Annotated in this window: 20 protein-coding genes; 5 read left to right on the top strand and 15 right to left on the bottom strand. The window is 46.1% G+C overall.

The window, feature by feature from the left end; genetic code table 11:
• Nucleotides 1–21 precede the first annotated feature (21 nt).
• Nucleotides 22–405 carry an energy transducer TonB gene (locus H8K33_RS05220; RefSeq protein WP_186889944.1) on the bottom strand — a complete coding sequence of 128 codons (384 nt, stop codon included), beginning with the start codon at nucleotides 403–405 and terminating at the stop codon, nucleotides 22–24.
• Nucleotides 406–911: 506 nt separating this feature from the next.
• Between H8K33_RS05220 and H8K33_RS05215 the strand changes: the two genes are divergently transcribed.
• Nucleotides 912–1604, top strand: a complete 693-nt coding sequence (locus H8K33_RS05215) for a hypothetical protein (protein WP_186889943.1) — start codon at nucleotides 912–914, stop codon at nucleotides 1602–1604.
• 91 nt (nucleotides 1605–1695) lie between these two features.
• Here the strand turns inward: H8K33_RS05215 and H8K33_RS05210 are convergent, their stop codons facing one another.
• The 8 genes from H8K33_RS05210 to H8K33_RS05175 all read right to left on the bottom strand — a co-directional run bounded on the left by H8K33_RS05210 (nucleotide 1696) and on the right by H8K33_RS05175 (nucleotide 12640).
• Nucleotides 1696–4122 carry an alpha/beta hydrolase family protein gene (locus H8K33_RS05210; protein WP_186889942.1) on the bottom strand — a complete coding sequence of 809 codons (2427 nt, stop codon included), beginning with the start codon at nucleotides 4120–4122 and terminating at the stop codon, nucleotides 1696–1698.
• Nucleotides 4123–4410: 288 nt separating this feature from the next.
• Nucleotides 4411–5733, bottom strand: a complete 1323-nt coding sequence (locus H8K33_RS05205) for an aminotransferase class III-fold pyridoxal phosphate-dependent enzyme (protein ID WP_186889941.1) — start codon at nucleotides 5731–5733, stop codon at nucleotides 4411–4413.
• Nucleotides 5734–5751: 18 nt separating this feature from the next.
• Nucleotides 5752–6780, bottom strand: a complete 1029-nt coding sequence (locus H8K33_RS05200; RefSeq protein WP_186889940.1) for a phosphotransferase — start codon at nucleotides 6778–6780, stop codon at nucleotides 5752–5754.
• Nucleotides 6781–7171: 391 nt separating this feature from the next.
• A complete protein-coding gene (amaB, locus tag H8K33_RS05195) occupies nucleotides 7172–8698 on the bottom strand; it encodes an L-piperidine-6-carboxylate dehydrogenase (protein ID WP_186889939.1) in 1527 nt (508 codons plus the stop codon).
• Between the two features lie 156 nt (nucleotides 8699–8854).
• Complete coding sequence (locus H8K33_RS05190) at nucleotides 8855–9172, bottom strand: DUF5076 domain-containing protein (RefSeq protein WP_186889938.1); 318 nt, start codon at nucleotides 9170–9172, stop codon at nucleotides 8855–8857.
• A gap of 10 nt (nucleotides 9173–9182) precedes the next feature.
• Nucleotides 9183–10082 carry a 5'-nucleotidase gene (locus H8K33_RS05185; protein WP_186889937.1) on the bottom strand — a complete coding sequence of 300 codons (900 nt, stop codon included), beginning with the start codon at nucleotides 10080–10082 and terminating at the stop codon, nucleotides 9183–9185.
• A gap of 18 nt (nucleotides 10083–10100) precedes the next feature.
• A complete protein-coding gene (locus tag H8K33_RS05180) occupies nucleotides 10101–11351 on the bottom strand; it encodes a cysteine desulfurase-like protein (RefSeq protein ID WP_186889936.1) in 1251 nt (416 codons plus the stop codon).
• 143 nt (nucleotides 11352–11494) lie between these two features.
• A complete protein-coding gene (locus tag H8K33_RS05175; RefSeq protein ID WP_186889935.1) occupies nucleotides 11495–12640 on the bottom strand; it encodes an NnrS family protein in 1146 nt (381 codons plus the stop codon).
• 289 nt (nucleotides 12641–12929) lie between these two features.
• On the opposite strand from H8K33_RS05175, the gene H8K33_RS05170 reads away from it, so the two are divergent.
• A complete protein-coding gene (locus H8K33_RS05170) occupies nucleotides 12930–13475 on the top strand; it encodes an REP-associated tyrosine transposase (RefSeq protein ID WP_186889934.1) in 546 nt (181 codons plus the stop codon).
• A 226-nt stretch (nucleotides 13476–13701) separates the two neighbouring features.
• Here the strand turns inward: H8K33_RS05170 and ubiT are convergent, their stop codons facing one another.
• The 3 genes from ubiT to ubiU form a co-directional block, all read right to left on the bottom strand.
• Nucleotides 13702–14148 carry a ubiquinone anaerobic biosynthesis accessory factor UbiT gene (ubiT, locus tag H8K33_RS05165; RefSeq protein WP_281387271.1) on the bottom strand — a complete coding sequence of 149 codons (447 nt, stop codon included), beginning with the start codon at nucleotides 14146–14148 and terminating at the stop codon, nucleotides 13702–13704.
• A gap of 9 nt (nucleotides 14149–14157) precedes the next feature.
• On the bottom strand, nucleotides 14158–15063 hold the full coding sequence (gene ubiV / locus H8K33_RS05160) for a ubiquinone anaerobic biosynthesis protein UbiV (protein ID WP_186889932.1): 906 nt from the start codon (nucleotides 15061–15063) through the stop codon (nucleotides 14158–14160).
• A gap of 324 nt (nucleotides 15064–15387) precedes the next feature.
• On the bottom strand, nucleotides 15388–16392 hold the full coding sequence (ubiU, locus tag H8K33_RS05155; protein ID WP_186889931.1) for a ubiquinone anaerobic biosynthesis protein UbiU: 1005 nt from the start codon (nucleotides 16390–16392) through the stop codon (nucleotides 15388–15390).
• 213 nt (nucleotides 16393–16605) lie between these two features.
• Here ubiU and H8K33_RS05150 point away from each other — a divergent pair, with 213 nt between their 5' ends.
• From H8K33_RS05150 to H8K33_RS05140, 3 genes are all read left to right on the top strand, one after another.
• Nucleotides 16606–17988 carry a hypothetical protein gene (locus H8K33_RS05150; protein ID WP_186889930.1) on the top strand — a complete coding sequence of 461 codons (1383 nt, stop codon included), beginning with the start codon at nucleotides 16606–16608 and terminating at the stop codon, nucleotides 17986–17988.
• Nucleotides 17989–18278: 290 nt separating this feature from the next.
• Nucleotides 18279–19247, top strand: a complete 969-nt coding sequence (locus H8K33_RS05145; protein WP_186889929.1) for an MBL fold metallo-hydrolase — start codon at nucleotides 18279–18281, stop codon at nucleotides 19245–19247.
• 124 nt (nucleotides 19248–19371) lie between these two features.
• A complete protein-coding gene (locus H8K33_RS05140; protein ID WP_186889928.1) occupies nucleotides 19372–19884 on the top strand; it encodes a GNAT family N-acetyltransferase in 513 nt (170 codons plus the stop codon).
• 41 nt (nucleotides 19885–19925) lie between these two features.
• Here the strand turns inward: H8K33_RS05140 and H8K33_RS05135 are convergent, their stop codons facing one another.
• The 3 genes from H8K33_RS05135 to H8K33_RS05125 form a co-directional block, all read right to left on the bottom strand.
• A complete protein-coding gene (locus H8K33_RS05135; protein ID WP_186889927.1) occupies nucleotides 19926–20558 on the bottom strand; it encodes a sensor histidine kinase in 633 nt (210 codons plus the stop codon).
• Nucleotides 20555–22201 carry a tetratricopeptide repeat-containing response regulator gene (locus tag H8K33_RS05130; protein WP_186889926.1) on the bottom strand — a complete coding sequence of 549 codons (1647 nt, stop codon included), beginning with the start codon at nucleotides 22199–22201 and terminating at the stop codon, nucleotides 20555–20557. The genes H8K33_RS05135 and H8K33_RS05130 overlap by 4 nt, the downstream gene beginning before the upstream one ends.
• A 237-nt stretch (nucleotides 22202–22438) precedes the next feature.
• On the bottom strand, nucleotides 22439–25360 hold the full coding sequence (locus H8K33_RS05125) for an EAL domain-containing protein (protein WP_186889925.1): 2922 nt from the start codon (nucleotides 25358–25360) through the stop codon (nucleotides 22439–22441).
• Nucleotides 25361–25411 lie beyond the last annotated feature (51 nt).

Below are 25411 nucleotides of genomic sequence, written 5' to 3'. Positions count from 1 at the left end.
AATCTGAATTTGTTGGATGCGTTATTTAATCGCCCAAGTAAAGCTGATTAAGCGAGATGCTTTGTTTTCTGGTGAATTTGCCGCATTGCTTGTATTGATGTTCTCGTTATTACTCGCTGCAGTGAAGCGACAGTTTTTGAGTGCCGCCATCGACGCACGATCTAATTTGGCGTAGCCACTAGATTCTTCGATTTTTGCATCAACAACATTACCAATGCTGTCAGTAACAAAGCGTAATTTAACGATCCCTTTTTCTTCGCCGCGCAGCATGCTGCTGTCATACTCCGGCGCACTGCAGGCATTGTTAATCCAAGGATTACTTGTTTCATTTGCGCTGGCAGCGATGGACGTTAAGCTCAAAAACAAAGCAATTAAAGTACGAGAGACGAGTGTTGAGTTTTTCATGGCAGCTCCATTTAGGTTAAGAAATAGGACGACTTCGCGCTAACTTTTGGTTAAACCCAGATGCTCTAGTAGTGCATCTGCGGTGTTCATTGCGAGGTCGATGGAGTCAATATACTTGCGGATTTTCGTTTGACGAAATTGCGATTTCGTATGTGGATTATTCGCGAATCGTATAATGTGCAGACGCAGTTATGCGCTGCATTTATCTGGTGCAAAAAAATATTTTGCGAACCTGAGATTCCCAGAACTGGTGCAAAATGGTGAAGTTACTACTTGTCAATTTGCGGGGATGTTATTTTCTGGTGCAAATTATTTTTTTGCCTGATGTTCAAAAATATGTGTTTTTTCGGTACATTTTCTCGCTAGCGATTACATTTGCTTATCGAAACTCAGTTAATACAACATCTTTAACTAGTAATTGCCGAGATATCGAAGATAATCTGACTTTGGAAAGTAAGGCAGCACAATGAGAATAATGAGAACAATTAGTATAACGAGAATGTGAATTGCAAAAGTTTAAAATTTCTTGGAAAGTGGTGATTGCCGAAATAGTGGTGGTGATGTTTGTCATTTTATTGGTGGCTATCAAATCATACAAAATTGTGAATGATGAGACGCGCTTACGGCTGACGGGCGAGTTGAATTTGACAAGTATTGCGCAAGTTCAAGCGGTATTGGACACGTCTCAAATCACGGTGAACACTTTGCAGTTTGAAGACTCTCCTGGCGCTGGCGCGGCCGCGACGATTATCTTGGATAAGCTTGAGGTGCTAATTCATCGTCATCAGTTGCGTACCGAAGCCCTTGGCTATTGTGCATCTGCTTGTGCAGCTGCATTCTTATTAGGCAATGGTCGTAGTTTATTGCCTAGCGGTGATGGCAAACCGACATATTTGATGCTGCATGCTGTACGGAATCAACGTACACGTGAAGTGAATTACGGCAAGACCGAAGCGATTAATAAGAAGATCTCGCAAAAGAGTGGGGCTAAATTTCCTTTGAAATTGTTGAACCGTATTTTTGATGATGTGCGCGGTAATGGTGATGGTGAGATTTTTATTTTCCGTGAAGCGCAGCGCACCCCGCAAGGTAAGCATCATGTGTTTGTCTGTGACGGACAGCCACATGTATTGATTAGTGAGTGCGAAGCTATTCCGAATGTCACACCACAGAGTTTGGGAATCCAAGTAAGCAAATAAAAAATCTCGATGCAAACTTGGCTTGCATCGAGATTTTAGTTTCGGCAGGAACTGAATTCCTGCCAAGATTCTGTTTAATTATTTTCTGAGCTTATTTCTTCAAGCATTTTTCCAAGAATTGATCTTGTTCCCACAGTAGATGCAAGATGTTTTCTTTCGCAGCATAGCCATGACTTTCTTTCGGTAAAATCACCATACGAGCAGGCGCACCTAAGCCTTTTAACGCTTGGAAGTAACGCTCCGTTTGCAGCGTGAAAGTACCAGGGTTGTTGTCTGCCTCACCATGCACCAACAAGATAGGTGTTTTCATCTTATCTGCATTCATGAACGGTGACATCTTTGTATAAACTTCCGGTACTTCCCAATAGTTACGTTGTTCGCGTTGGAATCCAAATGGTGTCAAGGTACGGTTGTAAGCGCCACTGCGCGCAATGCCGCATGCAAACAACTTTGAGTAAGTCAACAGATTGGCGGTCATGAATGCGCCATAGGAATGACCACCTACCGCAACTCGTTTGCGATCAATGTAGCCGAGCGCATCGACAGCATCAATTGCAGCTTCTGCATTGTCCACTAACTGGGGTACAAAATTGTCATTTGGTTCGGTATTGCCTTCACCAACGATAGGGAATGCGGCATCGTCTAGCACAGCATAACCACGCGTCGCCCAATAGATGAATGAGCCATAACTTGGCGCAGTAAACGCATTCGGATTATGTGTGCTTTGACCAGCAGAATCTTTGTCTTTAAATTCCGCAGGATATGCCCAGATTAAGAGTGGTAATTTTTCCTTTTTGCTCTTGTCGTAGCCCGCTGGTAAGTACAAAGTGCCAGACAGTTGAACGCCATCTTTACGTGTGTATTTGATGACTTCTTTCGAAACATCTTTTAATCCTTCATACGGATTTTTGAACTGGGTAATCGCGTTTAACTGATTATTTTTAATATTACGGAAGAAGAAGTTAGGGTATTCATTCTTTGACTGAACCTGTACCAGCACGTCGCCTTTTGCAAAGTCTTCTATGGATTGAATATTTTCAATCTTATCTGTGTAAGTTGATTGGTATAGACGCGTTTTTTCTAAACTATCGATATTCATCGCATCGATAAATGGAAATTGGCCTTTCTTACTGTGACCAGCGCCAATCAAATAGGCCTTGTTATCGTCAATTGCCAGAACGCGGCGATCATATTGATTGCGCTTGGTTTCAAAGCGACCTGGATTTGAATAGATATCTTGTGAGTTGCGATCAAAGACTAAACGTGCTTTTTCTGCTGGATTCGACGGATTAAAGAAGTAAGTTTTTTCATTGCGCGTGTCATACCAAGAATCCGTAATCACTGCCAATTTCTCATTACCCCAGACGATGTTCGTGAATCGCTGCACAGTTTTAATCAGTGATTTTGGCGCCTGATCAAATGGCGCATCCCAACTAAAAACTTCATCGCGAAAATCTACCTTTTTTGCAGGATCACCACCATCGAGTGCCACCACATACGTCAAGCTTGCTGGTTTATCCGCGCGCCAATTCATGTTGCGTTTGCCTTCGCGTGTTGCACTGAATCCTTTTGGCATTGTTTCTGTCAGCGGGACTTCATTGACTGTTCTGATTGGCTTGCCAGCGATATCAGTAATGATTGTTTTGCTAGGGAAGCGATTGATAGGAACGATGTAGGAAAACGGTTTTTGAATCGTCGTCAACATCAGTAACTTACCGTCAGGAGAAAAACTTTCGCCTGCGTACATATCCGCTTTTTTCCATAAAGTGCTGGTTCCACTGACATGTACCTTATGTAATTCAGAGCTGGCAATGTTCTCGAAATTGATTTCGTCATTGCGATTCTTTAATAAATCTGGATAAGTGCGATTCTGTGACACGCTACCATCAGCATTAGAAATAATTGCACCCGTTGGTAAATCCTTGCTTGCGTCAAGAAGGGCAGGGCGATTTTTTGGTAATACTTTGACTAAGAGATTTTCACTGTCTTTGAACCAGACGAAAGGGTTGTCCAAATTCGCATTGAGTTTAGCAGTGCTTAAACGTTTTGCTTGCGCACTGGCGACATCAATCACCCACAGCTCTACCGCGTTGCTGGTGGTATGTGTGAAGGCGATTTTTTTCTCGTTTGGTGACCACATTAAATTGCTAATTAGTGCGTCTTTAGGCAAACCTTTGACTTGTTGTTCTACGCTATCACTGACTTTGCGTAACTTGACATTATTGATGTAATTAACTGAACTCGAGATGTTGGTTACAGGATTAATCCGCAAACCGCCCAGACGCATTTCGGATTGATTTAATTCATTCAAAGTTTTGAAGGTGCTGCGATAAGTCAACAACATCATATTTTTCTTTGAGTCCATGCTCACTGCAGGGGCACGCTCGACATCCGCTAAGGCAAGAATAGATTGTGGTGGTTTTTGGTATGGCAGATTCTCTTGTGCGCATGCTGTGGCGCTAATTCCGATACTGGCGATACTGCTTGCCAAAATCAACATGTTCAATTTTGTTTTCATCGTGTTCTGCCCCAGAGATGTTTTAAATGAAGAGTAATATTGCGAAAATTATTTATCACTAATGAGAACGATCAGAGTTCCAATTGTAATAATAGTTCCAAAAAACAGTGGAATCTTCGCGTATTGTTTGTTTTTAACTACGGTAATAGGGTGTCTTTGAATGAGGTTGTAGTTGGTTTGCTATTCATAAAGACATCTCTTTGGGCGATGAAACCACAAGCTAGATTCTTCGACCTCCGCTTTGGTCGGAAACCAGTTAACGTCGATTTTTATGGATCAGAAAATTCACTAAGTAACGGACGAAAGAGCCTGATTCAGCCGCAATAAAAACTCTTTCGCATTCGCTAAACTAAACACCATAGGTGGTTTCAGTTTTAAGACATTGTCGTAAGGTCCATCGGTTGATAACAAGATGCGATGTGCTTTTAAGAATTCAATTACTGTGTTGGCTTCGGTAGTCGCTGGTTCCAAACTGTTGCGATCTTTAACTAGTTCTACGCCTATGAATAATCCGATTCCCCTGACATCGCCAATCAAGTCGTAGCGTTGTTTTAAGTCGTTCAATCCTTGCAAAAGGAAATCGCCAACCTGTTTGGCATGTGCTTGTAAGTGCTCTTGCTGAATCACATCTAGTACCGCGAGCCCAATCGCACAAGACACCGGATTGCCGGCAAAGGTGTTGAAGTATTCCATGCCGGTGATAAAGGCTTGTGCAATTTCGGGACGAGTGACTACCGCGCCCATAGGATGTCCATTGCCTATAGGTTTGCCCATGGTCACAATATCCGGAACAACGCGTTGCGCTTCAAATGCCCAGAAATAATCACCTGCGCGGCCAAAGCCGACTTGCACTTCATCCGCAATACAAACTGCGCCAGCGGCGCGTGCATGGGCGTAGGCTGCTGGTAAATAGCCTTTGGGGAGGACAACTTGACCGCCACAACCTAAGACTGATTCACAATAAAAAGCGGCGGGCTTTTCACCGCGAGCGTGGATCGCTGTAATTGCGCGTTGCAGGTCTTCTGCATAATGTGCGCCAGCTTCAGGATCGTCTTTGCGAAAACGTCCACGATAATCGTCAGGAATCTCGGCAACTTGAATATGCGCGGGACGACCGCGCCCACCTTTGCCGTCAAATTTATACGGACTAAGTTCTATCATGGTCGGTGAATTACCGTGATAGGCATGATCGACCACGATGATGTCATTCGCTTGGGTATAGGTTTTGGCGATGCGTAAAGCGAGATCATTCGCTTCGGTGCCGGAATTAGTCAGAAATACGACGGACAATTCGGATGGAAAAGTCGCGCTTAGTCGCTTGGCGTATTCAACAATATTGTCATGCAGGTAGCGTGTATTGGTATTGAGTTGTGCCATTTGCGTCTGACCAGCGGCGACGACCGCCGGATGGCAATGCCCAACGTGGCAGACATTGTTCACCATGTCGAGATACGCGTTTCCATCTTGATCATATAAATAAGCACCTGCACCGCGCAGCATTTTTAACGGTTGTTTGTACGACATACTTAAAGTGGGATTTAAGTGCTGGCGACGCAGTGCGATGATGTCTTCTGGGCTGCGATTGGGAATAGGGGCGACAGTTGTGGGCATGATGATCTATCGGTGAATTTAAAGTACGCTTAAAAATAAGTGCTGTAATTCTTGGTAATTCATAGCATCGAGTTGACGTATCAGGCGACGCACGCCTTTTTGCGAAACCAAAATGTAATCATTGGCGGGATTGTGGCGATAAGCACGGGTTGCCATCAAGATGCTTTGACTCAATCTGGCCATGATTACGTGATACATAATCTGGATTTCTTGCTTACTCAAAGAGTATTGCGATTGATAGCCTTGTAGTATCGCCAGCATGCAATCTCGCACTGCTTGATCCTCATCCACATGCTGCAAGGCATACACGATAGTGATCGCGAGATCGACGATGCGCAGGTGACGGCACATGTCGCCAAAATCGATAATTGCGTTCACATGCGGTTTTGGATCTGTCACATTGGCGGCGACGATCACATTAAAATCATTGGCATCATTGTGGATCACCGACATTGGCAAAGTCCGTTTCCAAGTCGCTTCATGTTCGGCAAAATAATTGGTATGGCGCGTTACTAATTCGCGTAAATCGTCTTCCGCTACATGTGCTATTTCATCGCGCAAATCGGGCAAATTACTAATGCTCCAATCCACATATCTGTCCATGCTCGCGTGTTGAAAATCTTGTAAGCCACGATCTAATTTGCCAATTGCGATACCCAAACTGGTTTGCAGGTAAGTTTGATCGATATCTTCACGAATCGCCACATTCGCATAAATATTCCCTTCAACAAAGCTAAGTAAGCGCATGTGACAAGCCTGACCGCTGGCCGTGGAGTACGGCAAAATGTGCTGACCAGATCCGGTTAACATCACTTGTGGCAAAGCTAGATCGGGACAAGTTTTGGCGAGATGCAGTAGAGCTGCGTTTTCAATATCCAGATCGGCATACGACCAGTTGGGATTGGCAATTTTGAAGACGTAATTACCTTGTGGCGTATGGATTTTGAAATTGCGGTCAGCGTAAGAGGGAAGTTCTTTGGCAGTGCCGCTGAGGTGCCAGTGTTGCTCGACTAAGGTTAATGCTTGCGCTGGGGTGATGGTTTGCATTGTTGGTTTACTTTTGGTGTTACTTGAAATGTTCGCACTTCGTAGAACTAAGCCGGGGGTGGCCCGGCAGCCACTTCCTTTTCTTTGCTTCGCCAAAGAAAAGGAAGCAAAAGAAAGGCGACCGCAGACTTGCCCTTCGGGTGCTTACGCTACGCTTCAGCATAATTTGTGCATGTCAAAAAATGGGGAATTGCGAAAACTCGCTTCGCTCAGACATTCGCAATTCTTATCCCATTTTCTGCCACACACAAATTACATCGTCCCCAGCGGAAGAAGGGCGCCACCCAACGATTACACAAATTCCAAACGCTTACTTGAAATCGAAAACAAGATCTCCTGCGTACTCTGTGCCTCTGCGGTTCAAGCTTTTAAAAAACTTCTCTATCAAATATTAAATATCAAAACTAATCCCCTGAGCCAAAGGCAAAGAATGGCTGTAGTTGACTGTATTTGTAGAACGACGCATATACGCTTTCCATGCATCCGATCCAGATTCACGACCGCCGCCGGTATCTTTTTCACCGCCAAACGCACCGCCGATTTCTGCGCCTGATGGGCCGATGTTGACGTTGGCGATACCGCAGTCGCTGCCGACGTCAGACATAAATAATTCCGCTTCACGCATATCGGTAGTGAATATGCTGGAGGACAAACCTTGAGGTACTTCGTTGTTCCAGTCTATTGCCTGCTGTAAATCGGTGTAGCGGACGACATACATAATCGGTGCAAATACTTCGTGATGCATATGCGCTGTTTGGCTAGACATTTCGACGATAGAAGGACGTACATAGTAGCCAGACTCAGCGCCCGCAACGACTACGCGCTCACCACCAAAGACCTTGCCTTGCTCTGCTTTTGCTGCAGTTAATGCAGTTTGCATTGCCTCGTAAGCGGCTTGATCAACCAGTGGGCCGATCAGTGTAGATTTTTCTAAAGGATTGCCGATAGGTAGCGCTTTGTAGATTTTCTTTAAACGTGGTACGAGCGTATCGTAAATACTGTCATGGACAAATAAGCGGCGCAAGGTCGTGCAGCGCTGACCTGCTGTACCGACGGCAGAGAAGGTAATCGCACGTACTGCCATTTCCAGATCAGCACTTGGTGCGACGATCATGGCGTTGTTGCCGCCTAATTCTAAGATGGTACGTGTCAAACGCTTGGCACATACTTCGGCTACCTGACGTCCCATACGTGTACTGCCGGTGGCAGATACTAGGGCGACACGTTTGTCTTCTACCATTTGTGCTCCGGTATCGCGGGCGCCAATGATCAATTCAGCTAAACCTTCTGGTGCATCATTTCCAGTAGCACTAGTCGAATTAAAGCGTGCGACGGCTTTCATGAATAAGGCATGGGTAGCAACTGCGGTTAAAGGTGTTTTTTCGGAAGGCTTCCAAGTCACACTATTGCCGCAGACGAAGGCGAGTGCGGCATTCCAAGCCCACACAGCGACCGGGAAGTTGAACGCGGAAATCACACCCACTACGCCGATTGGATGCCAGACTTCCATCATGCGATGTCCTGGACGCTCAGAAGCGATCGTCAAACCATATAATTGACGCGACAGTCCCACTGCGAAGTCGCAGATGTCGATCATCTCTTGCACTTCACCCAAACCTTCTTGCAAAATCTTGCCCGCTTCTAAGGTCACGATTTGACCTAAGGCGGCTTTGTGCGTGCGTAATTCTTCACCGAATAAACGGATCAATTCACCACGACGAGGTGCCGGCACTTTACGCCATTCCAGAAAAGCGGCGTGTGCGCGGTCGATTTTTTGCTTTACTTGTTCTTCGGTGTCGGCGCGCAAACTAGCCAGTAGTAAACCATTGATCGGTGACGTACTAGGAATATCATTTCCTTGGTAGTCAGCCAGATTAACGCCGAGTTCAGTTAATAATTTGTGGATGTTGCTTGTCATAGCGTTCTATTATTTTTGATGGTGAAGTGAAAATACAAGGAGCAGCTTGATTGTAGTGTAGCCAATTCAGACAGAGTCAACAAAGGACATAAAGTTATGACTTGGTGAAAAAAAGGAATAATTCCACCATATTGAAATTCTGCATCGTTACTTTGTTTAATGTTCCTTGATGTAATGACCTTCAAGTCCTGGCGCATGTTCTTTGATCGCCTGATTAAAATGGTGTCTCAACTTTGCCATGGTCTTTACTTCATCCCAGTCATGGCTTTGTTTGAAGCCATGGGCGATGTGTTGGGCGATGTCACTCAAAATATTGCCCCAGACTTCTAGCTCATCAATCTCGCAATCTTCTGCATCTTCGTACATGCCGAGCAGAAGTGAAATACTGCAGGAGCCATTGCCCAGCCAGACACGGATCATTTCTGTTGCGTCTGGATCGCCGGCGTTCTCAATTGGTATAACTAGTTCACGCATTGCTAATCCTTTATTGTTTATAAGGCACACGACCTGTTGGCACGACGCTAGACGCATGCATGCAATGTCCGTGCTGATCGTCAAAAAACATATGCGGCTTAAATGCCGCCAGCACCGCAGATTTATTCACGCCACCCATGAAGAAGGTTTCATCAATCGCGATATTCCAGGCGCGCAAAGTGCGTATCACGCGTTCGTGCGCCGGTGAGGAGCGGGCAGTTACCAGAGCAGTTCGCAGAGGTAAAGCACGACCATCGGGCGCTTTGAAATTATTCTGAATATACGATAAGGCAACTAACAAACGCGCGAATGGACCTTCGGGTAAAGGTTTTTTTGCATTCTCGCGCTCGTGTTGTTCAAAGGCTTCTATGCCTTGTGATTGATAGATTTTTTCTGCTTCGTCCGAAAAAATCACGGCATCGCCGTCAAAGGCAATGCGAATTTGATCGAGGTCGGCGACGTTTTCTGCTAACTGATACAGCAGTGCGGATGCTACCCCAGCATTGATCGCAGCTTGCACATCGTCTTCGTGCAAGGATAAAAATAGGCTGACATTAAACGCCTGCAAATAAGAAGAAAGTGACGCACCACCCGCCAACACTGCGCGGCTGATATCTAAGCCGTAATGGGCAATTGAGTTAAATATACGCAAAGACGTTTCAGACGAATTGCGCGACATGATGACGACTTCGACTAATCTTTGTCCGGGCGTTAGCTGATTGAGTTTTAACAAAGCTTTGACAAGGACGAAGCCAGCGCCAGGCTTGAGAATTTCGTTTTCATGCGCTAATTGATGCTGGCGATAAGCGTCTAATCCTTGCTGCTGGAAAATGGCTTCCTCCGCTTCCAAGTTAAACAGGGCACGCGATGAAATCCCGATAACCAATAATTTGTCGAGTGAATAGGGCATGGCTGGAATATCTTTACATTAAGGAATAATCGTGTTCAGGTGCGATATCAATAGCGCGATTTCTTCTACCGTATTGTAATGCGCAATCGATACCCGCACGACTCCACCGTACTGTTGCAGATCTAAGGCCTCGATCAAATGTCGCGCATAAAAATCGCCAAAGCGTATGCCGATATTAAATTGATCGATGTGTTTTACGATCGTTTCCGATTGCGTATTTTCTACGATAAAACTGATCGTCGGTACACGACTAGCGTCGCCTTCATGAACTTGCCGCATCCCGATGATGCGCACACTGGATTTCGAATTTAAGAAATCCAGTAATCGTTGTGCCAAATAATTTTCGTGCGCTTCAAATTTATCAAACGCGTATTGCATTAATTGACGGCGCTCGCCGCTTCCGCCAAATTGCTCACCCATCGCTACCAGATAATCGGCGATTCCTTGGCAGCCGTACGACAATTCAAAATTCACATTGCCCGGTTGTAGTTTGTACGGCAGATTGTCTTCGGCGATAAAGAAATGATTTAAATTCGCGAGACTCTGCAAGAGCTCGAACCGACCCCACAACACCGCATAGTGCGGACCAAATACCTTATAAAAACTAAAGACCAACACATCAGCGCCGCTGGCTTGTACATCGACTAGACGATGCGGCGCATACGCTACCGCATCGACGCAGACACGACCGCCAACTGCATGCACACGACGGGCAACTTCAGCAATTGGATTAATTGTGCCGAGTACATTCGATGCATAAGTCATCGCCAGCCATTTGGTGTTGGTGCTCAGTAATTTTTCTAAAACGTTTAAGTCGAGTTGCAAAGTTTCTGGATTCACCTGCCAGATTTTGATGACGGCGCCAGCTTGTTGCAGGCGCTTCCAGGCACCGATATTCGCTTCGTGATCAGTGTTTGTGAGGATGATTTCATCACCTGCATGGATATTGGGCAGGATAGCCTGTATCAGTTGAAACATCAGGCCCGTGGTCGAACCACCCATCACCACTTCACGATCATCCGGGGTATTGATGAGCTCAGCAATGGCACGCCTGGCTTCTGTCACGCGTGTGCTTGCGATGGTGGAAGTTGCATACGTCGCACCTAGTTGTACGCTAGAGTTCAACAAATAATCATGAATGCGATCTGCGACACGCTTCAAGACCTGAGAGCCGCCAGCATTATCGAGAAAGATACATTGATTGGGAATTTGTAGGGCGGGAAATTCAGCACGAACCGCGCTGATTTCTTTGGAGGATAAAGCTTGCATGAGTAAGTAAATGCCAGAGTGGTAACGAGCATAAACATAACATGATTCCGGTGCGCATTGATGTTGAATATCAAGCAGCTATGACACCACCGCTATGACACCACCGCTATGACACCGGATATTTCTGATTGAAGGCAGTGATTTTAACCGGGGTGGCCATCCGCGCGGGCATTCACATAAATCGGCAGCATCAAGCCCACCCAAGTCAGTAACAATACTAGCCAGACACTAGCGGATAGCGTCATCATCTGTGGGGTCGCCGTCACGCTGGCAGCAACGCGCAATAAAGCTGCAACATGCAAGGCCAGATAAATCGCCCATAACAAATTGTTGACCTGCAAAGGACGGCCACTATGACCAAAACTCACACGGCTGACAAAGCCAACCAGCATGGTTCCCATAAAACCCAAAGCTAATGCATGCACCATCGCAGAACCAATTTGCGCGCCAAATGCACTTGCTGCTTGCAACGCGAACACAATCGCCAGCCAAGCAAACGACAAATGCAACATCGCCAACAAACGATTCTGCAAGCTGCGGAACAGACCCCAGCGCCATGAAGTATTTGCAAAACTTAAACTGAGTAAGCTGGCGATCAATGCTTCAATAACATGCGCGCCCAAAATGCCTGCGATCGCGAGTCCCCAACAAGCAGCGATCCAGGTAGCCAACAGCCAGTAAGGACGCCACATCGTATACGGCTTGATCACATTGCTGCTAAAGAACGGGAGCATACGATGACAGACAGTCAAAAACACCGGCAAGAGGAAGGCAAAAAAGGCGAACTGACGTGCTGCAATCCAGGCATCACTCAAACCCGCGCTCCATAAAAATGCAGAGAATATCGCCAACACGCCACCCGTCATTGCCAGTAGCAAAGCTTGTGGATGACGTTTATCTTTGACCTGACTCTGGATCACCAGCCGCGCCCAACGCAAAGTCACCGCACACCACGCCGCCAACATCAGCGCAAAGCCCGACATACGCAGAGGTGGCAATTCCAAAGTCGAGGCGACTAAGACCAGCATCAAACCACCAAAATACGTACCACCATGCAGTAAGAAATTATGCGGAGGCTCATCCACTGCCAACCACTTTGGTCCAGCGGTAAAAGTGAAGCCCAAAATAAACAGGGGAAATACGCCTAAAGGCATCAACAAAGCATGCAAAGGCACAGCCAAGCTGCGACCACTCTGCACATGCAACCACCACCATGAAAATAAAATCAATACAGCAATGGCACCAAGAAAAAAATACAGGCGGTGAGGGGAGAGGGCTAGGCGTTTCATGACAGTGGTTTAGCAATTAAATTATGACTAGCTTAATCTCAAACACTCAGTTGTGTATTGACCGAGAACAAGATATACACACAAGAGCGCAGAATCTGGAGATCGTTATCAGAATCCAAGGATGCTATCCGTAGGGTGCGCCGCGCGCACCAAGTCTCAGTAGCGACTGGTGTCGGTGATTGCGATGATGTTTTGGTGCGCACGGCGCACCCTACAAAGTAAAATTGCTAATACTAATTGACTAAAACTTAATATTAAAGCACTCTTCATATTTTTTTGCCATTAAGCCATGTCCCACTATCGACGCGCCTATACTCCCGGTGCGAGCTATTTTTTTACTGTCGTCAGCCATGCCCGCAAACCTATCTTTTTAGACGAACAAATTCGCCGAGCATTGCGCGAGGCAATTACGTCAACGCGAATTCATTACCCATTTGTTATCGATGCATTGGTCCTATTACATGATCACATGCATTGCATCTGGACCTTGCCAAACAATGATCATTGCTACTCAAATCGTTGGAGCATGATCAAACGGCAGGTTTCTCAAGCATGTGCTGAGAATGTTCCACTTCCTCATTTATCCAGTTCCCGCAACAAGCGCGGGGAAAGCGATTTATGGCAAAGAAGATTTTGGGAACACCAAATCCGTGATGAAGATGATTTTCAACGTCATGTTGATTATATTCATTGGAACCCTTTGAAACATCAATACGTGGACAAAGTCGTTGATTGGCCTTATTCAAGTTTTCATCGCTATGTCAAAGCTGGACTATTGCCCCACAACTGGGGAACCGCTTCTGACGAAAACGGAAAAATTAATTTCGGCGAGTAGGGTGCGCCATGCGCACCAATGATTGAGCAAGGATCGACGTTGGGGAATGAGATAAATATCTGGTGCGCACGGCGCACCCTACGGGCTCAAGGCCGCCTGTAGTAGGTCGGAGACTTAAAGATTTCTAGTAGGGTGCGCCGTGCGCACCGTGTTGTAGTTGTAACTGGCCTTGATGATAGGGAAAAAGGTTTGGTGTGCAAGGCGCACCCTACGGTTGACGTGATTTTTACACTACTTGTGCACCTATTTTTTCCGCAAGCCGATTCAACCAAGCCGGACGTTCACTCGCATCGATCCAGTATTTCACCGCAATCCCCAATTCCGTATCGCCTTCGATTTTTAAGCGGCGGCGGAAGAATAAAGTATCGGCATCTTCCAAGGCAGTTGCTAGCTTTAAAAAATCCATTGCACAGGCGCTGAGGCTGACGTCGGTGGCTTGTTGTTGGATAGCTTTAAAGCGGCCATTCCCGCAACGAAAGCACAGGCGTAAGCCAAGATCTTCGACGTGGATTTGAAACGTTCTGTCATAGAGATTTTCTGGAGCTATCAGCCAGCTGCGCTGTCGCGCCAGCTCTAACATCAACATTAAGGGTGCGCCCGCCACAGGTGAGGGCAGGCGTTGGCCGATTTTTCCAAATACGACGGGAAAGCGGAAATCAGTGAAGTTCATCATAGAATAAATTTAAATTGCTTGAATTGGTATTGTTTGCCATTGCATGCCGGAACTGCCGTTCCAATAGCCATTGCAGCGTTCCGATTGCGGCGGTAGGAATGTTGCTTCAATCACCGCCGCTTGTTCACGTCGCCGTGCGGTATCGAAGGCATGGACGATTTGTTCCATGTTGTTGGATTGAACTTGCAGACGCAAGATATCGACCTGCAAATTCTTCAGGGTAGGGATTTGTGGACTTAAATCCAGGCAATTTGCGCTTTGAGTTTGTATGCCATTAATGGTTAAGAAATCGCTGTGCTCGCGGGTTTGTAACGCCAATCCATCGGGGTAATGTTCACAGCGAAACTCGCAATTATCTTTGCGCAATCTGTGATGGCGGGCAGTGAAACAACGGGAAGAGAAGGCAAGTGCCATGCGTCCCCATACTTGGACTTCGGTTTCTAAACCTTCTGGACGTTGTGCCTGTAAGGCAGCCAGATCGGCACCGCTTAATTCTATTGGGGGCGTAAAGCGCATCGCACCTAAGTCACGCAACCAATTTAAGGTGCCGGTGTGATAGACATTTAAATGCGGGCCAGCGACAAAGGGGCGTCCTTGCATTGCGCGCACAGCACTAAAATCATTCGCTTCGATCAGAAAATTTTCAGCGAGTGCCGCATCAATTAATTTATGCATGGCACGTCGATCAGCTTCGTTATCGATCAAGGTTAAGCTTGAAAGCACCACCTGCTTACCCGCATCACGACAAGCTTTCGCCAGGCTAATCCAATCCGGCAAACGCATCACATGCCTGCGCGAACAAACGACTTCACCCAGATAAATAATATCCACAGGCCAGTGCATCGCTTCCACATAAAAGCGCATCGTGGCTTCTTTAGACCAGTAATAAGACAGTGGCGCGAGTGAGAGTTTCATAGGTTCTTTAGGTTTATATTTTCAAACAAATGGGAGAGCGATTAGCAGCGTTGTGAGTTGGTGTATCTCGATACATTTATATTTTCTGAACTTCCCTCACCCTAGCCCTCTCCCGCTTGCGGGAGAGGGGATTTGGTTCGAGGAATTTTTGTGAGTTCAATGAACCTTAATCGTGCTCAGAAATAGAGTTATCCTCCACACCAAGAGTAGTTTAGAAATTCAATGTCAGGGATGCAGTACAAGGCGCCAAGCACAGCAATACGTCGGTATTGCGAGCATTGGCAACGCCGTAATGCGCCCTGAGATTGGATTTACAAACTACTCTTACTTCCAGGGCCGCTCGAATGCCCCTTGCGTCACCTGCGCTCCTTCAGCATGTTTCGCCAAAGTCGCATTCCAATCTGGCCTCGCCGTATATCGCTCAGGATCACGTTCTGCGGAATCCAATGCCGCGCGCAAAGTACCCACCACTTGCGATACATAATTGGGACTGCGCTGACGACCTTCAATCTTGATCGCTTTCACGCCCATTTTGAGCAACTGCGGTAATAAGCCGATTGCATTCAAACTGGTCGGTTCTTCCAATGCATAGTCAACTTGCCCTTCCACTTCAAAGCGGCCTTTGCATAGAGTTGGATAACCCGCAGCTTCGTTGGGCGCATAGCGGTCGATCAGAGTGCCGCTCAATCGTGCAGATAAGACTTTGTCTTTTTCTTCCCAACTAACAGCATGACCGGGTGAGCAGACCCCTTTATTGTTTGGTGAATCCCCAGTGACATAGCTCGATAACAAGCAGCGTCCTTCGGCCATCACACACAAGCTGCCAAAACCAAATACTTCAATTTCAACATCCGTCTGACGAATAATTTTTTCGATTTCAGTCAGAGTTAATACGCGTGGCAAAACGGCGCGGCGTATGCCAAATTGTTCGCGCATTAATTCAATTGCATCTACCGTGGTGGATGAACTTTGTACTGATAAATGCAAACGCACATCAGGATAACGATGACGTGCATAAGCCATTAAACCTGGATCGGCCAAAATGATCGCATCGGCACCCAGCAGTACCGCAGTGTCGATGGCGGCGCGCCATTCGTGCGCCATTTGTGCTTGCGGATAAGTATTGATGGCGAACAGCACTTGCTTGCCACGTTGATGAGCGTATTCGACGCCAAGCCGGATATCGGCATCGGTGAAGTTTAAGCCACCAAAATTACGTGCATTGGTGGCATTGCGTAAACCTAAATAGACGGCATCCGCGCCTTTGTCGACTGCTGCTTTTAGTGCAACCAGGCTACCAGCAGGCGCTACGAGATCGAGTGTTTTCATGCGCAAGATGGTAGCGACAGGCGCGCACCACGTCTTTGTCTTAGGTCAATGAAATGGCGGATGCATTTTGGTTCTCACATGCAAAGTGCCGCATTAGCCACAGTTAGCAGGAGTGCTTTTGACGAGTTGCCTATTTTTTGAGCTATGATGAAGTGCTTAGAAATGTGAATGTCAACTTGCTTTCCTGATTGCTTAATTGAATAGGAGTCAACAATGAAAACTCGTCGTTCTGTCCGTACTATCCCTCAGCATACTTCCACTATCGGTTTGTTATTCATTGCGGCAGGTTTATCTAGCTTGCCAGCAGTCGCTGTTGCGCAAACTAAGAATAAGGCCGCAGCACCAACAAAGACCGTTGCATCCAACAAAGAAATCGTGCAAGTCGTCAAAGCGCCGATTGCTTTAGCCTACATCGATGTGGCGACCAGTGGCAGTGATATGCCGGGCGGGAATTTAATGGCGGGAGCGGCGCAAGGTGCGCAATCGGGCGGTGGATTTTTAGGAGCCTTGTCTGGCATGGCGAAAGGGGCGATGGGGGGAGCCAGTGATCGTGGTAATGTCTTTGGAAACACACACAGCCTAGGATTCGCCAGTGGTAAGTATGTTGATGTCTCGGTCTACACCAGCAAAAATCCGGGCTTGAACGAAGCCAAACAATTCATCCCTAGCGTAATGAGTTTAGGCGAGAGTCTGCAACTGAACGCACCTGTGCCAGAAAAACCTGTGCATGTGCCGGTCGATGAAACTCCGGTAGAACCTACTTATGAAAAACCTAAAGGGAAAATTTCTGTGTACTGGGGCTGTGGTGAAACCATACGCCCGGGACAACCGCGCACGCTGGATGTGGCGACGGCTTCGATGGATGACTATGCCAAATTCTTTGTGATGCGCGGCAAAACCACCAAAGGCGCACGCTCGCAACCCGGACATCCAGCTTGGCCAAACAAAGTCGATGATAGAAAAGTGCCTGACACCGCTTCGCTGATAGGGCAACATAATTTTGTCGGTAATGGGATACCCGAAAGCTTTAAGGTCAGTCTAGCTGAACCGCAGGATTTGATGCCCCCCATAGAACTCAAACAAAGCAAAAAAGACGGCGCAATCGCCCTAGACTGGAAAACGATCCCTCATGCGCGTGGCTATTTTGTGACGGTAATGGGTGGCAAGGCCGATGGCAATTCTGGCGAGAATGCGAGCGGCGAAATGATCGTCTGGACATCCAGTGAGCTGGCGGATTTTGGTTTTGGTTTGATTGATTATCAGTCGAATCAAGATATCGATAAATGGATCAAAGAAAAAGTTATCCTGCCAGCCAGCGCAACCCAATGCGCGGTGCCTAAGGGCATCTTCCCCGATGGCGGTGCAGGTATGTTGCGCATGATTGCTTATGGTTCGGATGCGTATTTTGCCTATCCGCCACGCCCCGAAGATCCTAAAATCGCGTGGGAGCCAGATTGGCAAACTAAAGTACGAGTGAAGTCAGTTTTCAGTTCTATTTTAGGTGGCATGGGCGACATGGGAGAAAAAACCGCACCGAAAAAAGACGAGAAGAAAAATAAGGCGACAGATTTATTGAAAAGTCTATTTGGAAATTAGCAAGGACTTACGCAAAACACACACTAGCGTCATTGCAGTTGCCTCGTCGTAAAAATGTACTGTCTTCGGCGACGTGCCCCCGACTAAGGCATTCGAGGGCAGGCTCTAACGAGCGCAATTTTGTGTAAGACCTATTAGTTTTCTTTAATCGTGAACCGTTTCATGCTCAGCAAGGTTTTGTAAATGTCGTCATAATCAACAGGCTTAGATTTTGAACTAAAGCTAAATCTCTTCGTTAGAAAGGTGCTAGCTTTATTATTGTATTTTTAATTTAACATGGGGAGCAATCTATGAAATTTCGTTTATCCAGTATCGCTTTAGCGGCAGCATCATTGACTGCGGTCACAAGCATTGCGAGCGTTCCAGCCTATGCCGATGCGCCAATGACGAAGTCGGCGGCACCTGGTTATTATCGTGTGATGCTAGGTGATTTTGAAGTAACAGCGCTGTCCGATGGCGTCGTCGCATTACCTGTCGATAAATTGTTAACCAATACAAAACCAGAAAAAACACTCAAAGCTCTGCAGAAGCATCATTTGAGTACGCCAACGGCAACTTCGGTCAATGCTTACTTGATTAACACCGGAAGTAAACTGGTGCTGATTGATACAGGTGCTGCGACACTGTTTGGCCCAACACTTGGACGTTTAGCAAGCAGTTTAAAAGCTGCAGGTTATTCGCCCGAGCAAGTGGATGAGGTCTATATCACACACATGCATGGCGATCATGTTGGTGGATTGATGAACGGCGATCAGCTTGCGTTTCCCAATGCAATCGTGCGCGCAGATCAACATGATGCGGATTTCTGGTTAAGCCAGTCCAATATGGATAAAGCGCCGGCAGATGCGAAGGGCGCGTTTCAAGGCGCGATGGCTTCCATCAATCCTTATCTCAAAGCGGGGAAGTTCAAAAGTTTTAACGGTGATACTGAATTAGTTCCTGGAGTAAAAGCGCTTGCTGCACGTGGTCACACGCCGGGTCACAGCGTTTATCTGGTTGAAAGCAAGGGGCAAAAACTGATGCTCTGGGGTGATTTAATGCATGTCGCCGCAGTCCAATTTGAAAACCCAACGGTGACAATTTCTTTTGATAGCGACAGCAAAGCGGCAATGGCGCAACGACTGAAAGCCTACGCAGATGCCGCTAAACAAGGCTATATGGTAGGCGCGACACATCTTTCATTTCCCGGCTTGGGCTATCTGCGCAGCGAAGGCAAGGGCTATGCTTGGGTGCCCGTCAATTACGTGCCAGTGAAATAATTCTAGCGATTGCAGTTTGGCATAGTAATTTCGTATTTCAAAAAATAGGAGCGACAGATATCATGCATATCTGTCGTTTTTTTTGTCGACACTGCGGCCAAACTTTTTTGATGGTGTTCCGTTCATGAATCTTGCTTCAAGTACTTTAACCAAAAATTTTCCCCTCATTCGTGAAATCCAAGAACAAGATAACGCTGCAATCGCAAGTGTGATTCGTACAGTTTTGATCGAAATGGAAGTGCCGAAAGTGGGCTCCGCTTATGCCGATCCTTCCTTAGACTACATGTACCAACATTATCAGCAAGATCAAGGTAAGTATTATGTTGTTGAGCTTAATGGGGAGCTTGTTGCAGGCGGTGGATTTGGTAGCTTGCCTGGCGCCCCCGCTGAGGTTTGCGAGTTACAGAAAATGTATATGCTGCCACAAGCACGAGGCTTGGGATTAGGTCAGCAATTGATTCAGCGTTGCATTGCAGATGCCAAGACGATGGCTTATTCCCAATGTTATCTAGAAACCCTGCCCAACATGCGAGCAGCACAAAGTCTGTATCAAAAAATGGGATTTACTTACATTGATCAGCCTATGGGAAATACTGGGCACAATGCTTGTCCAGTTTGGATGCTTTTGAAATTCTAAAACCGGAATAAGATAAGGCAAAACCGGATTGCTTGGGGGACTCAAGGCAATCGTAATTGAAATCTTGCACCGTGATGATTCGATAGAATAATTTCACCCGCGCGCCCATTATTTGTATGCAAGGCAACGATGCGATGGGCCAGACGCAGACCTAAACCGGTGCCGCCAGAGCTCACTGGGACGTGCTCTATTTGCGTCTCTAACATCGTTGTTGGATAACCGTTGCCATCGTCTTGAATGCAAATCTCAAGATAATCAGTTTGCGCAGTCACACTGATGATAATTTTTTTCTGCGCAAAACGTAAGGCATTTTGTAAAGCATTTGCAAGTACCATTTGAATTAAGTTTGCATCGTAAAACCACAGTTCTGGCGCTTGCGCGAGTTGTATCTCAACCAGGCGTCCGGCGGGCAGACGACTTGAATTTGCATAAACATTGACGATATCAGTAATCAACTCATGCGGATTTTGTGCTTCGATTTGCACGTGCAGATTATGCGTTTCAGAGCGATAAAAACACAGTAATTGCGTGAGCGTTTCTGATGAACGCAGCGCGAGATCCTGGTTTCTGATATCACCACGCGCTTCGGCTTCTGCCGCAAGTTGCGCGAGATTATTTTTAACATCATGAATATGTAAGGCGGCGATTTCGGAAAAGATGTCATTTGTTTTCATTCGCCGATTTCCTGTCGATATTTACCTTGAATCTTAATTTGAAAAGCATTAATTTCGGCGAGTTTGGGATACTGATCATTCTGTTTAACCACCGCATCTTGAAACTGCTTGGCGCGAATAAACTTGCTTGCATCAAAGCCATTGGTAAAGATGTCCATCAAAATTGACAGCGCAGCATTTGATAAAATCTGTAAATTATTCGGTAGGCGTAAAGCCGCTTCAGTCAACATGGTCGCCGCCTCAGCGTATTGGCCAGCACGGGCTTTTTGTACCGCATCGTTGTTAAGATTAATGACTTCTTTTACCGAACTTTCGATGAATTGTTTCGCAACGTCGGCACCTCCATGGTCTTTAAAAATAATACCGATGTCGTCTTGTAATTTGCTTGAATCGGGATTGTTTTGTACTGCCGATTTGAGAATGCTGAACGCCAGGTCTTTTTTGTTTTGTGCTAGGCAAGCCTTTGCCAATGCTAGACTGGTTGCTTCGGTGGGAATGCTGCCATCATCGGTCAGCGCCAGCTCAAGGGCTTTTTCTGCGAGATCTTTATTCCCTAATTTGCTTTGTGCCACGGCTTCATATGCGGCCAAAAATTTCATTTCGGCGGTTTCTTTAAAATGATCTTTTGCTTCTTTGATGACGCTGACGGCTCTTTCTAATTCGCCCGTTTCTGTTAGTGCATTTGTTAGTTTGGCATAATCTTTGGGATCTCGTAATGGAGAATTTTTGGTCTGTTTAACGACCACGCTGAGTGCTTTATCTACTTTGCTATAGTCGCCAGTTGACTCTGCCAGATTGGCGATAGAACGTTGGCGAGCAAGCGAGTGGGGCGCAATTTTGCAAGCATTATCGAGCACATTTAAGGCTTTCTCTGCATCGCCAGATTCGCTGTGAATTTTTCCTAATAGATCATAAGCAGCGAGCAGACGTGGATTTTCTGTAATCAGACCTTCTAATAATTGACCAGCTTGTTCTCCATCGCCTTTGAACTTGAGTGCGCGCGCTAAACCTAATTTCGCCCACGGCATATCGCGCATCTTTAAAGCATTTTGATAAAAGTTAATTGCAGCATCGGTTTGATGCAGCATCAACAGGGCATTGCCCTTAATTCGCATTGCGTCAACAATGTACTTATCTTTGCAGGCGATAATCTCGTCGCAGGCTTTTATGATTTCTGGCCAAGCGCCTTTGTCTTGTAACTTATCGATTGCGGCAAGTCGTGCTTTACGTTCGAGTAAGCGTTCGAGCCGTAGTTTTAGCGTTTCACCCGTGAATGGTTTGAGCAAATAATCATCTGGCATACATTCAGCTGCCGTGATCACGCTATTAAAACCAGTCTCTGCAGTGATCATGATGAATAAGGTGGCGCGACTAATGGCATTGTTCGTGCGCAGATATTCTAAAAACTGCTGACCATCGGTCGCTTCGCCAAGATAGTAGTCACACAAAACAATATCGAAGTTTTTTTGCTGAATTTGATTAAGCGCTTCTTTGACGTTCGAGGCCAAGCTTACGTTACTGACTCCCAGCGACTGAACTTGATTGCGCATGGTGGTGCGCATATCGGGCATGTCATCGAGTATCAGTACCTTTTTGTCTGAAAAAGAAACTACCGGGGCTTGATTGGCTGTAGTGGTTAGCATTTTGCTTCGTTTCGCCTTTACTATCTAAATCGATTTACCGAAAATGGCATCGACAATATTTCAATTAGAACTCGAACAAGATCCTTAATCATGCTGAAAACTAGCGTCATATCTGCGAGACATACTAGTCTGCATATCGCGTACGCGTTTTTATTAAAGTGTATTGAAGACGTTAGCATATAAACTGAATAGGTCAAACTACAAGCATTATTTGTATGTTGGATACATGTAGTAACTTCAGCCCAAATCAGTCTGCTGTTGGTTTAACTTGATAAATTGTTCAGTATCTTGTGCCATCAGAGGCCGGCTAAATAAATAGCCTTGTAATTCATCGCAACCTTGTTTTAGTAGAAATTCTCGCTGTGCTTCCGTTTCCACACCCTCTGCAATCGTAATGAAACCAAGGCTATGCGCTAGTTGAATAATCGCACTGACAATCGCACTGTCATCGGCATCTGTAGCAATATCCCGGACGAAGGACTGATCAATCTTAAGCTTATAGATATTGAATTTTTTGAGATAGCTGAGCGATGAATAACCTGTGCCAAAATCATCAATCGACATTCTGACGCCACGAGAATGAAGGTCGTCCATAATCCCTATCGCATGCACTGGATCACCCATGGCCACACCTTCGGTGAGCTCCAGTTCCAGATATTCAGGCGCCAGTTGGGCTTGCTCGAGAATGCTTGATACCAGACCCGGCAAATCAGGGTGTTTGAATTGAATTGCTGATAAATTGACTGCCATCACCATCGGTGGCAGCCCGCTGTCGAGCCAACGTTTAAGCTGATTGACCGCGGTACGTATTACCCATGTACCGATGGCGATAATTTGTCCGCTGTTTTCAGCCAGTGGGATAAATTCCGCTGGTGAAATCATGCCGAGTTCAGGATGCTTCCAACGCAATAAGGCTTCAACACCAATCACACGATGATCTTTAATCGACAGTTGCGGCTGATACTGTAGATAGAATTCGTTTCTCTCTAAAGCTTGGTGCATCGCGTTCTCAAGTGCCAATACGCGCGCGGTACGTAATTGCATATCATGATTAAAAAAGCGGTAGTCATTGCGTCCATCATGCTTCGCGTTATACATCGCGATATCGGCATGTTGATAAAGGGTTTCAAAATCTTCGCCATCGCGTGGAAAGCTCGCAATCCCGATGGATGCAGTGACTGTCAGATTGTGTTTTTCTAGGTGATAGGGTTTGGAAACCTTATTCAGTAATCGTTCGGCAATTCGACTCAGTTCCTGATCATCACATTGATTGATGATGACCACAAACTCATCGCCACCCATGCGTGAGATGACGTTTTCCTTCAATAAATTATCGCGCAATCGTCGGCTAATTTCTATGAGTAGCTCATCACCGGTTCGGTGGCCTAAGGTATCGTTCACATTCTTAAAATGATCGATATCCAAAAATAACAAACCCAGTTGTGCCTTGTCTTGTTGCGCCTGAAGAATTGCATTTTGTACGGTCTCTTGCAGCAGGTGGCGGTTCGGCAGACCTGTTAGTGAATCGAAGTAAATGAGCTGGCGTATTTTGCGTTCTGATTGAATTCGGCTAGTAATATCAACGATCGATGCCAAAATGTAGCGGCCTTCCTCCTTGAATATAGGTGTTAAACCGATCTCTACGCGGAATTCGTAGCCGTCTCTATGTAGCGCAAATAATTCTTTGCCTTCGCCAACGCGTCGTTCGCTGGCCATTTTCAAATAAGATTGGAAATGTAAGGCATGCTGTGCGCGCAATCTGGTGGGAATTAATTCAGCAATTGATTTTCCAAGTAAGCTGGTATTGGTATAGCCAAATAATGTATCAGCCTCGGTATTCGTTAATACGATCGTACCGCTTTCGTCCGTCATAATCATCGCGTTAGGTGATGCTTGAAGCGCACTGCGAAATCGATCTTCCGCACGTTTAAACTCTGTCAGATCGGTATGTGAACCGACAAGGCGCTGCAATCGACCTTTGTGATCGCATTCTTTTTCGCCGCGCGAAAGTATCCAATGATAGCTTCCATCTTTATGGCGAAGGCGAAATTCACTTTCGTAGATCTGCATTTGGTCAGACGCTAAAAAATCCTGAACCCGCTGCAAAGCTTGCGATTTGTCATCTGGATGCAGCAGCGATTCCCAAGTATTGAAATTATTTTCCAGTTCCGCATCGGTATAGCCTAATTGTGCTTTCCATACTGGTGAATAAATTGCGTGGCCGTTTTGTATGTTCCAATCCCACAAACCGGTATTGGAGGCACGCACTGCCAATTCCAAATTTTGTTGTGCGACTTCTAGTTTTAAATACGGCTGTTCGATGGCTTCGACCACAACCGCGCGATAGATGAAGTAGTAGCTAATAACTTTATAAATGTGACCGAGCACATTGTATGCGCCAGTTAAAGTTGCATAGAGAGTGAAAAAGAATTCACTCATCGCCATCGTACAAACTGCAGCGAACAATAATGATGCCTTGAAAGATTGTGGTTGCCGCATCTTTATCCACAAAACAACGGCAGTGCCGATGTTCATCAAGATAAACACATACTCTAAGAATTTCTTTAATGGCGTTAAACCTTGGCCTGGTATAAACCAATTCGGAAATAAATCTTGGCGATAGACCACCAGCACAGTGAACAGAGCAGTGGTGGTACAGGTTAGAGAAAACAGCACATATTGAAATTTCTTTGAGACGCTGGTTTCCCAAGGGCAGATGCTGACTAATAACAAAGCCAAGGCAGCCAGAAAGCGCGCCGACAGCCAGAAATTCAGGTGCTTATCAGTATCGTTCTGGCTCAAGAACTCAGGCATGCCCGCGTACGACACCATATGCAAAGAATCTAATACGCCAACAGCAAAAAACAAGCAGGCAAGCAAAGCCAAATTCTGTGTATTACGCGATTGTCGATAATTCCAACCCACTGCAACGACCATCATAGCAACGGTAATTGATAAGGTCTCCATCAAAGTATGCAGCGATAAATAGTATGAAATGCCTTGGTGATTAGGCGCGCTGGGGATTAACCAAGACAGAAATTGAATAAAAGCGAGGAGAGCGAGGAAGAGGACTAATTTGTAAGTGGTGACTTCGTGAGAGGGATGTAATCGCCACCAATGATCTTTATGAAAAGACTGAGACGGTTCGAGCTTGTTCATTCAATACCAAATCCTGTTGATTGGTTCGCAAATTGGCCCACTAGTTGGCTT

Origin of the sequence: Affinundibacterium amnicola, from assembly GCF_014284275.1 — a bacterium.
Taxonomy (GTDB): Bacteria; Pseudomonadota; Gammaproteobacteria; order Burkholderiales; family Burkholderiaceae_D; genus Undibacterium; species Undibacterium amnicola.
This window is presented reverse-complemented; position numbering and strand designations above follow the sequence as displayed.

Excerpts from the sequence above, each read along its gene's own strand:
- H8K33_RS05220 (WP_186889944.1), bottom strand. The coding sequence starts at position 405 with ATGAAAAACTCAACACTCGTCTCTCGTACTTTAATTGCTTTGTTTTTG.
- H8K33_RS05210 (WP_186889942.1), bottom strand. The coding sequence starts at position 4,122 with ATGAAAACAAAATTGAACATGTTGATTTTGGCAAGCAGTATCGCCAGT.
- H8K33_RS05205 (WP_186889941.1), bottom strand. The coding sequence starts at position 5,733 with ATGCCCACAACTGTCGCCCCTATTCCCAATCGCAGCCCAGAAGACATC.
- H8K33_RS05200 (WP_186889940.1), bottom strand. The coding sequence starts at position 6,780 with ATGCAAACCATCACCCCAGCGCAAGCATTAACCTTAGTCGAGCAACAC.
- amaB (WP_186889939.1), bottom strand. The coding sequence starts at position 8,698 with ATGACAAGCAACATCCACAAATTATTAACTGAACTCGGCGTTAATCTG.
- H8K33_RS05190 (WP_186889938.1), bottom strand. The coding sequence starts at position 9,172 with ATGCGTGAACTAGTTATACCAATTGAGAACGCCGGCGATCCAGACGCA.
- H8K33_RS05185 (WP_186889937.1), bottom strand. The coding sequence starts at position 10,082 with ATGCCCTATTCACTCGACAAATTATTGGTTATCGGGATTTCATCGCGT.
- H8K33_RS05180 (WP_186889936.1), bottom strand. The coding sequence starts at position 11,351 with ATGCAAGCTTTATCCTCCAAAGAAATCAGCGCGGTTCGTGCTGAATTT.
- H8K33_RS05175 (WP_186889935.1), bottom strand. The coding sequence starts at position 12,640 with ATGAAACGCCTAGCCCTCTCCCCTCACCGCCTGTATTTTTTTCTTGGT.
- H8K33_RS05170 (WP_186889934.1), top strand. The coding sequence starts at position 12,930 with ATGTCCCACTATCGACGCGCCTATACTCCCGGTGCGAGCTATTTTTTT.
- ubiT (WP_281387271.1), bottom strand. The coding sequence starts at position 14,148 with ATGATGAACTTCACTGATTTCCGCTTTCCCGTCGTATTTGGAAAAATC.
- ubiV (WP_186889932.1), bottom strand. The coding sequence starts at position 15,063 with ATGAAACTCTCACTCGCGCCACTGTCTTATTACTGGTCTAAAGAAGCC.
- ubiU (WP_186889931.1), bottom strand. The coding sequence starts at position 16,392 with ATGAAAACACTCGATCTCGTAGCGCCTGCTGGTAGCCTGGTTGCACTA.
- H8K33_RS05150 (WP_186889930.1), top strand. The coding sequence starts at position 16,606 with ATGAAAACTCGTCGTTCTGTCCGTACTATCCCTCAGCATACTTCCACT.
- H8K33_RS05145 (WP_186889929.1), top strand. The coding sequence starts at position 18,279 with ATGAAATTTCGTTTATCCAGTATCGCTTTAGCGGCAGCATCATTGACT.
- H8K33_RS05140 (WP_186889928.1), top strand. The coding sequence starts at position 19,372 with ATGAATCTTGCTTCAAGTACTTTAACCAAAAATTTTCCCCTCATTCGT.
- H8K33_RS05135 (WP_186889927.1), bottom strand. The coding sequence starts at position 20,558 with ATGAAAACAAATGACATCTTTTCCGAAATCGCCGCCTTACATATTCAT.
- H8K33_RS05130 (WP_186889926.1), bottom strand. The coding sequence starts at position 22,201 with ATGCTAACCACTACAGCCAATCAAGCCCCGGTAGTTTCTTTTTCAGAC.
- H8K33_RS05125 (WP_186889925.1), bottom strand. The coding sequence starts at position 25,360 with ATGAACAAGCTCGAACCGTCTCAGTCTTTTCATAAAGATCATTGGTGG.